The 9,820-nt window shown below is 56.0% G+C and carries 8 protein-coding genes; 4 read left to right on the top strand and 4 right to left on the bottom strand.

What is annotated here, in order from left to right:
* Positions 1-108: 108 nt before the first annotated feature.
* Positions 109-387 (top strand): hypothetical protein, encoded by a 279-nt coding sequence (locus VGE80_RS17285; RefSeq protein ID WP_373649560.1) that lies wholly within the window; start codon positions 109-111, stop codon positions 385-387.
* Here VGE80_RS17285 and VGE80_RS17280 read toward each other — a convergent pair.
* Positions 381-1,541: a hypothetical protein gene (locus VGE80_RS17280; protein ID WP_373649561.1), complete on the bottom strand. Its 1,161-nt coding sequence runs from the start codon at positions 1,539-1,541 to the stop codon at positions 381-383. The two genes, VGE80_RS17285 and VGE80_RS17280, sit on opposite strands and share 7 nt — an antisense overlap.
* 195 nt (positions 1,542-1,736) lie before the next feature.
* On the opposite strand from VGE80_RS17280, the gene gltX reads away from it, so the two are divergent.
* On the top strand, positions 1,737-3,302 hold the full coding sequence (gltX, locus tag VGE80_RS17275) for a glutamate--tRNA ligase (protein WP_440593537.1): 1,566 nt from the start codon (positions 1,737-1,739) through the stop codon (positions 3,300-3,302).
* A 292-nt stretch (positions 3,303-3,594) separates the two neighbouring features.
* On the opposite strand, the gene VGE80_RS17270 is transcribed toward gltX, so the two are convergent.
* Positions 3,595-4,659 (bottom strand): DnaA/Hda family protein, encoded by a 1,065-nt coding sequence (locus tag VGE80_RS17270; protein WP_373649563.1) that lies wholly within the window; start codon positions 4,657-4,659, stop codon positions 3,595-3,597.
* A 604-nt stretch (positions 4,660-5,263) separates the two neighbouring features.
* On the opposite strand from VGE80_RS17270, the gene VGE80_RS17265 reads away from it, so the two are divergent.
* The gene (locus tag VGE80_RS17265) at positions 5,264-5,548 is read left to right on the top strand and encodes an antibiotic biosynthesis monooxygenase family protein (protein ID WP_373649564.1); all 285 of its coding nucleotides are present in this window, start codon (positions 5,264-5,266) and stop codon (positions 5,546-5,548) included.
* 48 nt (positions 5,549-5,596) lie between these two features.
* On the opposite strand, the gene VGE80_RS17260 is transcribed toward VGE80_RS17265, so the two are convergent.
* Together VGE80_RS17260 and VGE80_RS17255 are read right to left on the bottom strand one after the other, a co-directional pair.
* Positions 5,597-7,072 carry a DUF1570 domain-containing protein gene (locus tag VGE80_RS17260; RefSeq protein WP_440593536.1) on the bottom strand — a complete coding sequence of 492 codons (1,476 nt, stop codon included), beginning with the start codon at positions 7,070-7,072 and terminating at the stop codon, positions 5,597-5,599.
* Positions 7,073-7,127: 55 nt separating this feature from the next.
* Positions 7,128-8,420 carry a hypothetical protein gene (locus VGE80_RS17255; RefSeq protein ID WP_440593535.1) on the bottom strand — a complete coding sequence of 431 codons (1,293 nt, stop codon included), beginning with the start codon at positions 8,418-8,420 and terminating at the stop codon, positions 7,128-7,130.
* Positions 8,421-8,797: 377 nt separating this feature from the next.
* On the opposite strand from VGE80_RS17255, the gene VGE80_RS17250 reads away from it, so the two are divergent.
* Complete coding sequence (locus VGE80_RS17250; RefSeq protein ID WP_440593534.1) at positions 8,798-9,544, top strand: lipoyl(octanoyl) transferase LipB; 747 nt, start codon at positions 8,798-8,800, stop codon at positions 9,542-9,544.
* Positions 9,545-9,820: the final 276 nt, after the last annotated feature.

Raw genomic sequence — 9,820 nt, 5'->3', positions numbered from 1 at the left:
CAGTTTCCGGCAAGGGGTCCGGAGTCGATTTAGGATCAATCGTTTCGTCAGATGATTCGATCACGTTGTCACTCTTGGAAGTGTCGCCACGGACGCCGAAAGATATCGATGGTACGCAGACCGTTTTTCGCGGGTCAACCATCGGGTCCAAAGCGGGCCTACGCCGCCCTGATCGAATTCGTTGGAAGCGATTCCCCGCAACCCGAAATCAGTCCCGCAGAAAATGTTGCTGCTTCGTCAAAGACCAAGAATGTGGTCCCTTCGCATCCGCTGCGGCGACGAGTGAGAAGTCACTTCCCCTCACTCCAGATCGCCCCGAATGGGATACTGTCAGAGAGCCACGTCGGCGAGCCCGCGGCATGGCTGACGAAGACCGGAAATCAGTAACGGACGCCCAGCGAAATAATGGCTGAATCGGCCAGCGTGAAGTTGGGAGAGGGTCCGTTGAATTTGGTCTGCCGGTCGAACACATATCCGACCTCGGCATTGAACGAGTATCGCTGGTGGTCCCAGCGGATGCCGGCCGTCAGACGCTGATCGATGAACTGAGCCCGTTCACTGAGCGTCGGGTCCGAAAGGACAGTCTGCCACGATTCGGCCGTGTACTCATACTGACCATAGACCCAGAAATCGGCTCTGGCCCAGTTTCCCAGGAAATAACTGATTTTCGACGTCGGAAACAGAGCTCGTACTTCCCAACGGTCATCCGGGGTCCAGATGAGTCCCGCGTGTGGCACGAACAGGGTATCGACACGGTCCCAGATGGCGAGTCCCAGCACGACTTTCCAGTGTTCACAGGCAGAATAGGTCAGGATCGCTCTTCCGTCGAAGTTGTAGGCGTTGGCATCCAGGGATGCTCCGTAAGTCTTTACGATCTGTGGATGAAAGGCGATCTGGGCACTCCACGGACCGTCATCGTAGAAACCCAGCATCAGATCACTGGAGAGTTGATCGACGTGCGGGGGAAGTGAAATTCCCCCCGGGCCTTCCCACCAGTGCGCACTGAACCACAACGTGGCGTCGAACAGCAGGCCGGGTGTCAGGACCCTCGCGTACTTGGCGTTGGAATTCCACTCGGTCATCTGCATGGCACCGGTCGTTCCAGATGCCGTGGACGAAGGGAGAAAACTGAACTCGTTGAACGTCGTCCAGCCGAGCCGGTAAGGCTGTGGTCCGTAAGATCCCGTCAGCATCTGCCAGCCGTACGGGTCAAAGTAGTTTTCAAGTATCGGATATTTGTACGGGGATAGCGGATTCATCTCCGACAGCCGCTTCTGGATCCAGGGGTCCTGCCAGACGGCATCGATCGGATAGAAGACCGGAGGGCCCTGTGGATAGCCGTAGACCGGTTGGCCTGTATAGATGGGCTGACCGGGCAACACCTGTTGCCCCTGCGGAAACCCATACGAAGGATCTGCATAGGATTCAGGGACCAGCGGCTGCCCCGTCACCGAATCTGCGATCTGGGCGTGCTCATGCTCAAACACGACGTAGGGGTCGGCAGCAGAAATTGCAACGGCGAGAATCAGTGACGTGAGCATAACAGGCGATTTGTAACCGGAATCGCAAAACCGGTAGAGATGAATTTTTGGGCTCAACCCTCGCCGTCGGTGAATCCGAATCCATAGAATCGCTGCATTCCATCGCATTCCCGCTCAAACTGCCCTCCAATCCGGGCCACAAGTTATTTGATTAAAATAACTTAATGTAAACCAAATTCAGTGAGATCTGCTGCAATGTCGACTCCCGTTCGAACTCGTTTCGCTCCCAGTCCCACCGGCTACATGCACATTGGAGGGATGCGGACGGCTCTGTTTGCCTGGCTTTGGGCTCGTCACACCGGGGGAACGTTCATCCTGAGAATCGATGACACCGACCAGGAACGGAACGTCGAAGCGGCCTTGGGACCGATCTTTCGAGCGTTCGAATGGCTGGGACTGAACTGGGATGAAGGTCCCAAAGCAGGAGGTCCCCACGAGCCTTACTATCAGTCACAACGGAGTCACCTCTACAAGGCCGCAGTCGAACAACTGCTCAAAGAGGGAAAGGCATTCAAGGATTTTGATCCCCCGGAACTGATTGCCGAAGATCGAAAGCAGGCTGAAGCGGCCAAGAAGACTTACATCAATGTCCGACGATCGCTGGAACTGTCAGAAGCCGAACGGCAGGAGCTCGAAGCGAGCGGCAAGCCCTTCACCGTTCGATTCCTGGTTCCACGCGACCAGAAGATCGCCATCGACGACGCTGTTCGAGGCCACGTCGAATGGGACTGCTCACTGATGCCGGACCCGGTCATCATGCGCAGCAATGGCACCTGCCTTTATAACTTTGCAACCGTGGTCGACGACGTCCAGATGGGAATCACACACATCATCCGGGCCGAAGAGCACCTGGCGAATACTCCGGTCCAGGCTTTGATTCATCTGGCTCTGGGAAATCCCTTGCCCGTCTTTGCTCATATCCCCTTCATCACCGCTCCTGGTTCGACGAAGAAGCTGAGCAAACGGGATGTGGAAAAACTGAGAAACAGTCCTCAGTTGAAGAAGATGTTCGACCGTGCCGATGAAGTCTTTCCGCAACTGGGGATCGGCGATTCCAAGTCACTGAACCCTGTGATGGTCGAGTATTACGAGAAACTCGGCTATCTCCCCGCCGGGATTCTGAACGCTCTGTCTCGCCTGGGCTGGTCTCTGGATGGCTCGACCGAGTTCATGTCACTGGAGGAAGTTGTCAAGAACTTCACTCTCGAGCGAATCGTGAAAGCGTCAGCCGGTTTTGATCCAGAGAAACTGCAGAGCTATCAGCAGCACTGGATGAATCAGCTCTCGCTGGAAGAGAAGGTCGCCGGTTCGCTGCCGTTCCTGATCCAGTCAAAGCTGATCTCCGCCGAACCGGATGAGGCGACAAAGCTCATGGTGTCTCGGGTGATTGCGGCCCTGGGCGATCGACTGCGCGTCTTCAGCGACATCCTCGATTACAAAGAATTCTTCGTAGCGGATGAAGAACTGGTCTACGAGGACAAACCTTTTCAGCAACGTCTGCGAGACGTTCCCGAATCAGTTGGGTTTGTCCGTTCACTCCGTGAAGAGATTCTCGCGGTGGAACCCTTCAATGCGGCATCGGTCGACAAGCTGGTTCATGCCTTCGTCGAGAAGCAGGGAATCAAGATTGGGCAGGTGGTGAACGCTCTGCGAGTTGCCATCACGGGCAAGTCGGCGGGGGTTGGCCTGTTCGATGCCTTTGCTCTGCTCGGACGAGACCGCTCGATCCGGCGGATTGACCGGGCCTTGAGTCGAGTGTGAACACACTCCGGGCTCTTCGTCTTTCCTCTTCCTTCTGAAATAGTCTCTCGTATAAGTCTTATTAGAGCACCCGTGATTTTGTGGATTGTTGATTCGCACTTCGACGTAAGTGTTTTTTCTCCAATCGATTGCGTTCCATAATCCACAGAAAACGGATGTTGATAACCTGACGACGGGATATCGAAAACCGTGCGGAAAACCTGCTCAAATTCGGGTGGGTTTTCCACATGGCTTCCGGGAGGGAGGGGCCGATTGTGGATAACTCATTTAAGTCGTTCTTGTTTGTCGCAAGTTATGCACAATCTTCCATGGGGAATTCTTTGAGTCGCCGCCGCAGTTTCTGGATCTGCTGGCGAAGCGAGGGAACGGTCGGTAAGAGCTCTCCCAGTCTCGACAGACTGTGCGAAACGGTCGTGTGCGAGCGATCAAAGTAAGCGCCGATCTGCTCCAGCGGTCGACCGGTGAGGTCACGGACCAGCCACATCGCCGCCTGTCGGGGGATCGCGAGCGACTGCTGGCGCGAGCGTGAACGGAGTTCGTCCGGCTCCACTCCAAACTCATTTGCAACTTGAATCAGGATCGAATCGAACGACAGTTGCGGACCACGGCGCGATTTCGAGAGCCATCTCTGCAGATACGCCACGTCAATGGCAGCGGGCTTCCGCGACTGAAGCTCGGACAGGTCTTGAACAGCGCGCTTCAGGTCACGAGGGGAAACAGGGAGGCGTTCGGCGAGGAACTGGGCCGAAGCGGACATCGGTTTCAGAATCGGCAGCTTCCATTCCTGGAACCAGTGCTGCAGCAGTTTGACCCGGCTGTCGACCCCCGCCAAAGGGAGCAGAACGCAAAGTCCTCCGTGGCAGCGACTGACGATTCGCTGGTCGAGCCACCGGATTTCACCGGGCGATCTCCGTGACGTCATGAGGATCTGGGTCGAGCTCGCTTCAAGGGATTCGATCAGCATAAGGAACCACGGCTGAAGGTGGGGGGCCGTCTCCAGCCAGTGCAGGTCTTCGCAGACAAGGACTTCGAGTTCCTGACACTGTTCAACAAATTCGGCGAGAGACTGGCGTTCATCCGCCAGTTGCATCAGCTCACAGAGATCCTGCACCGTGGTCGAGACGAATCGCAGCCGAGGCCGTGAACGGAGAAGTTCTTTCAATGTCCAGCGGGCAAGATGAGTTTTGCCGGCGCCTGCCGCACCGTAGACGACCGTGATCGTGCCGGAAATGGTTGAGCCAGGCGCGGTGCGAAGACGCGTCACCGCGGCCCGGGCGAGCTGATTTTCATCCAGCGGTAGATACGTATCGACACTGCTGAGTGTCGAGTGGCTCGTGGCGAGCAACTCTTCGAACATCTTGCACCGACCTTACAGGCAGTCATGTTCGCAAGTGTCCATTTGCAGAGAGTCTTCCGTGCCAACGTGATTCAACGCAATTAACCCGATCATATACCGTAATAAGAAAATTATCCCAGGATTATGTAACCAGACTTGATTTTTTCAGCAGAGTTCGCCCACGTGTCCTAAATGTGCTGGTAAAGTCCGGTGAAGTGGAAGTTTACGGGATTGAGGGATTTTACTTACGGCGGGCTGTGTAACAGGAATGTCCGTTACAGGTGGTTGCTCCTGACAGACGGTTGAGGCGGTTTCGAGGCTAATGTCTTCACGTAAGAACACATCTCATCTGATCAGAAGATCGCATGTCGGTAAAACTGGTGTGTTCGCTCTTTAAGATGAATCGATTCGGGTGGAAGATTCGCGCCGTAAGGGTGCTTTGCCCACTCCCATTTTTTGATGGTCGGATGTGATCAGACCGGCGAGCGGACGAAACGAGGAACCTCAGGCTATGCCCGCTGCGCCGGGGACTCTACTATGCTCATCCGAACAGTCTGAACAACGCGTTACCCCGTGCTTCAGATCGAAGATTTCAGCTCCTCACTCAATTGCGGAAAGAGTCCCCATGGTCACAGTTGGAATGAACTATCACGTCCTGCCTGGCAAGCAGCAGGATTTCGAAGAGAAGTTTGCCGCCGTCATCGGTGCGTTGCGGGCGGCCCCCGGACACACGAACTCGACGTTGTGGAAAGATGTCAGCGACGATGCCTCGTACCTGATCACCAGCGAATGGTCGGATGAAGCGGCCTTCCAGACATTCATCCGCAGCGATGAATTTCGCGCTGTCACCACCTGGGGTAAGGAACAGATCCTCTCAGGCCGTCCTCAGCACAAAGTCTACAAGCACTAATCCCACTGGCCGGTCAGGTTTGCCTGTCGGCACGAAGAAGTGTGCGCATCAGTTTTCGGTCCATTCCGGAACCGGAAACTTGCCTCTCTGCCAGAGCCGCCCTGCCTCACTCTCCGGGATGGCGGCTCTGACTTTGATTCGAAACGTCTGTGCCGGACCTCCGGGGCTCCCTTTCATCTCCTTATCCGTCGATTGCCTGGGGAGCGGAGAAATTTTCTGCGGCGGGACATTCGGCAGATACCACTCGGCGTAGCTCCCCGCATTTGTCTCAATCGTGATGAGAAAGCTCATTGGTCGAATCTGTGACATATTGCGCATGCGTCCTTCCACGACGGGGATACTGGATGTGGAATTCGTCAGTGCTGTCATCTCGACCTCAGCCAGATTGAGCTGCGTCAGCGAATGGCCCACGCGAGGTTTTTCATCAAGGAAAACTCGCTGTTTCTTCGCCGTCTGTTCGAGTGCGACGCGAAACTCGGCCTGCAAATCACCTACGGGCTTTCCGAAGGTGTTCGCAAAGTCGGCCAGTCGTGTGGCCGAGTCATCGACCCCGAGTGTCGGTTTCTGGCCCAGCAATTTCAGATACTCGACATACTGCTGCCGATAGCGGGTGACCAGAAACCAGTGGATACTCCAGGCATGAGCGTAGGCTTCTCCCGCGAGCACGTCGCCTCGGAAAGCCTTGTCGTCGGACACGACTTCGTCCCAATCCACCGTCGTGGCTTTGAGGGCCGCTCGCGCATAGCGGGCACTCACCCGCAGGGGGCCACCGTTAATTTTATCGCCGTTTCCTTCGAAGCCGGTCGCGATCCCTTCATTGAACCAGACCGGAGCAGCAGACAGCCGTTGCATCAGCCCACGGTTGTAGACCTGCTGGTGAATCGCCTCGTGCAGCGGAGTCTCAAACGTGTGACATTCGCTCATGCGAATGACCAGGCGATTCGTCAGACCACTGTAGTACCCCAGAATGGATTTCGCCGAGAGGCCCCTGCCCCCGGATTCTTCTGCCGTAAATCGGACAAAGTCGTCGTCGGTTTCAAAGATCAACAGGACTAAAGGATACCGTGGCTTTTCGGTTTCGATCTTCAGGTCGTTGACGAAATTGAGAAACACACGTTCGACCGTGGACATGAACGCAGCCCCTTTTTTCAGGCAGGCCGCAGCTTTCGCTTCATACTGTTTCGGCAGAGGGGCTGACAGCACCAGTCCGATGACAAACGGGGCGTCCGTGTAGACACGGAACTTGTCGGCACCAAATCTTTCGGTCAGTCGGCGGGCCATTTCGGTGCAGGAGATCGGTTCGGGATCAGGACCCGCTTCACGCTTCAGAATCTGATGCTGCGGGATCACTTCAATCCGGCCATCGGTCCGCTCGATGGCCACAGAGCCTTGCCCTTCACCGACCCAGCGTGCTTCAACGGAAGCCAGATTGCCGTCATCTTCGCGGACTGTGAACGTATCCGCGAACGCCGGATGGACGAGTAGCAGCAAACCGCCGATGTACAGCAGACTTCGGTTTGGCATATCGATTTCACAAGCCGTGGAGTCGAAGAAGGGTTCCCTGTCGATCTACTGAGCGTCACCCGGCATCGACATAGGGTCCCCGGAAGAACCCGCTGTCCTGAGGTGCAGCATATTTTACGCTGAGTGCCGGATCCAGAATCAACCGTCCCCCGTCATGAATCGATTGCATTGCCAGGTCGGTCATGGTGCTGGTGAGCAGCGTTCGCTCAACCGGATAGGGGGGTGTCCCTGACGCGAAAAATTTTTCGATGTTGTATGTGAGCGGATCAAAGAAACGTGCGCCGGGCGGCGAGGGAAGGAAGAAGCAGGACGAAATCGGATCGGACCATCCTTCGATCGTCGCTGCAAAACCGAAGTCAGACGTTTGCTCGTACAGATTCAGGATCGTCCCTTGCGTTCCATCTTCATATTCGATGAGCATCGCCTGCGGATTGAGGACATTCTCTCGCACGGGTCCCGTATTCCGGCTCGGGCAACGGGCGAGTGCGGCATCCAGCAATCGCCATGACCATCGACCCTCGTCACCGGCGGCCCAGACGGCGTCACCTTCGAGGAACTGGATCGATTTGACCCCCGTTTCACCCCCTTTGCGGCGTTCCAGCATACACTGAAGGACTTCCAGGGCGTGGAAAAGATAGATCTCGACCGTTTTGCGGTCGTAACCGAAACAGACGAGTGCTTCCTTAAAAGGAGTCCCGACGGTCGGTTCGATTTCAGGACGGCGCCAGGTGACCGGCAGTGAGGAACCGGCCATCAGACCAAACTTCATGTCACGTGCCGTCTGCACCATCCTGGCGGCCAGACGGTGGTCGTACGAAAGATGCTTGTCGACGAAGACCGGCACTGAGCGGCCGGTTTTCTGAAAGACTTCAACAATCTGCTGGAAGAAGTCATACCGTGGATAGAGGATCTGATTCCGCTCGTTCTGCGGATAGTCGCCATGTTCGATAATCAGCAGAATCGCGTCGACATCCAGACCCTGCTTTTCGCCGAGCGCCTGCGGAATCGACTTGCAGAGTTCGATGCCATGCTGTTCACAGACACTCGGACCTAAATCCGCAGTGGGTTGCTGATGATTCCACATCCGTACCAGCTCAAACGGGGGCTGATGATGAAACCCGTTCCGCGTGTATCCATGGATGAATCGTCCCGCAATGTGATAAGCGTGGGATCGCAGCCGGTAGACGGAATTGATCGCGGCCACACGCGGCTTTCGCTTCAGTCCCGCCTCTGCCGGGGAGCCCAGTTCAGAGGGATCTTGTCCCCACAGCAGGCCCGAGGACGCGAATCCGGCGGCGGTCGCGCCCAGAAAGGAACGCCGGGTGAGCTCGGTTTCGATTCGATTCATTGTTGATGGCTCCGTTTCAGCGGACCTGTTCACGCTATTCGACCCCAGTTCACGTCGTCAACAAGGGGGAACGATAAAGAGCACCTCGTGTGAAGAGGTTCGAAGTGGATGAGAATGAAGTTCTTCAAATCACAACGCTTCGAGGGAACAGACTCAAGTCCTAAAGTACGTCAAAATAGGTGATTCGCTGACGAATGTCGCCGCGACACCTGTAAACATGAACATGATTGGCAAAGGTGTTGAGAAGATTGTTGCATTTCAGTGCAGTTCTGCGGAAGGCCGACACTGGCGGAGGCTCGTGTTGCCGGTCGATGGACGCCTCCTGTAAACTGAATGAGTCGACGTCCTGTTTTCAGCTGCGGGTTTGATTCGTTTTCATGAATGTTCCATCGACTGATCGCCGCGAGATTCCCGAGAGAATGTCCACTCTGGACGTTTTTCTGTTGGGGACGGTCGACCTTGCGTCTGCGATGGAACTACAGGAACGATTGCGGGCCGATGTCGCTGCGGGAACAGGTTCGCGTGGAGCGATTCTGCTCTGCGAGCACCCCCCCTGCGTGACAATCGGTCGCGACGGAAGTTTCGCGGATGTGCTGGTCGAGCGCGAGGAATTGACCGCGCGTCGAATGGACGTCCGCTGGCTCAATCGCGGCGGTGGAACCTTCGTCCATCTTCCGGGTCAACTGGCTGTCTACACGATCTTGCCGCTGGAACGAATGGGGATGGGACTTCTGCAGTTTCGGACGGCACTGGAAAAGACTCTGATCGCCACGGCTGCCGACCTGAAAGTTCCCGCCGAGCGTGCCTCGGACTCGCCTGGTGCACTGTGTCGCTGCGGGCAGTTTGCCTTCATTGGTGCGGCCGTCCGCGACTGGGTCTCGCATGGTGGGATGTTTATCAACGTCTCGTTGCCGCAGGAAGCACTCGATCTGATCCGCTGGACTCATACAGAGACACGGGTGACGACGCTGGCTGCCCAACGGACGCGTCCGACCGCCATGTCGACCGTGCGGGAAAGTCTGGCCCGGAACCTGGCCACCGCGCTCGGCAGTGACAGCTATCATGTCTACACCGGGCATCCGTTCCTGCACCGGACTACACAGAAGGTTTATGTCTATGCCTAGCGTCTTCGTCTCGTCCAGATTCGGGAAACGTCCACCGCTGGTGGTCGTGAACCGTGAAGGTTGAGGCCTGTCGAATGGGTGGGAATTTCGAGATGGTCGGTTTCGAAGAGTGCCGCTCTCAAGAAAACTCCATGGTTGTGCCACGATACGTGTTCTAGAATCGAAGGATGGACTGACAAATCAGATGCTGGACTAACTGTCCACAACAGGCCTGAAGCAAAAGTGTCAGACACCGCAACGCGAGAGAATCCTATGTCGACGAATCTTCTGAATATC

The sequence above is a fragment of the Schlesneria sp. genome (genome assembly GCF_036405755.1).
In the GTDB taxonomy this organism is placed as follows: Bacteria; Planctomycetota; Planctomycetia; order Planctomycetales; family Planctomycetaceae; genus Schlesneria; species Schlesneria sphaerica.
The sequence above is the reverse complement of the archived record's forward strand: the minus strand, read 5'-3'. Positions and strand labels throughout refer to the sequence as shown.

Coding starts and splice junctions, on each gene's coding strand:
- VGE80_RS17285 (WP_373649560.1), top strand. CDS start 109: ATGGTACGCAGACCGTTTTTCGCGGGTCAACCATCGGGTCCAAAGCGG.
- VGE80_RS17280 (WP_373649561.1), bottom strand. CDS start 1,541: ATGCTCACGTCACTGATTCTCGCCGTTGCAATTTCTGCTGCCGACCCC.
- VGE80_RS17255 (WP_440593535.1), bottom strand. CDS start 8,420: ATGAATCGAATCGAAACCGAGCTCACCCGGCGTTCCTTTCTGGGCGCG.
- VGE80_RS17260 (WP_440593536.1), bottom strand. CDS start 7,072: ATGCCAAACCGAAGTCTGCTGTACATCGGCGGTTTGCTGCTACTCGTC.
- VGE80_RS17265 (WP_373649564.1), top strand. CDS start 5,264: ATGGTCACAGTTGGAATGAACTATCACGTCCTGCCTGGCAAGCAGCAG.
- VGE80_RS17270 (WP_373649563.1), bottom strand. CDS start 4,659: ATGTTCGAAGAGTTGCTCGCCACGAGCCACTCGACACTCAGCAGTGTC.
- gltX (WP_440593537.1), top strand. CDS start 1,737: ATGTCGACTCCCGTTCGAACTCGTTTCGCTCCCAGTCCCACCGGCTAC.
- VGE80_RS17250 (WP_440593534.1), top strand. CDS start 8,798: ATGAATGTTCCATCGACTGATCGCCGCGAGATTCCCGAGAGAATGTCC.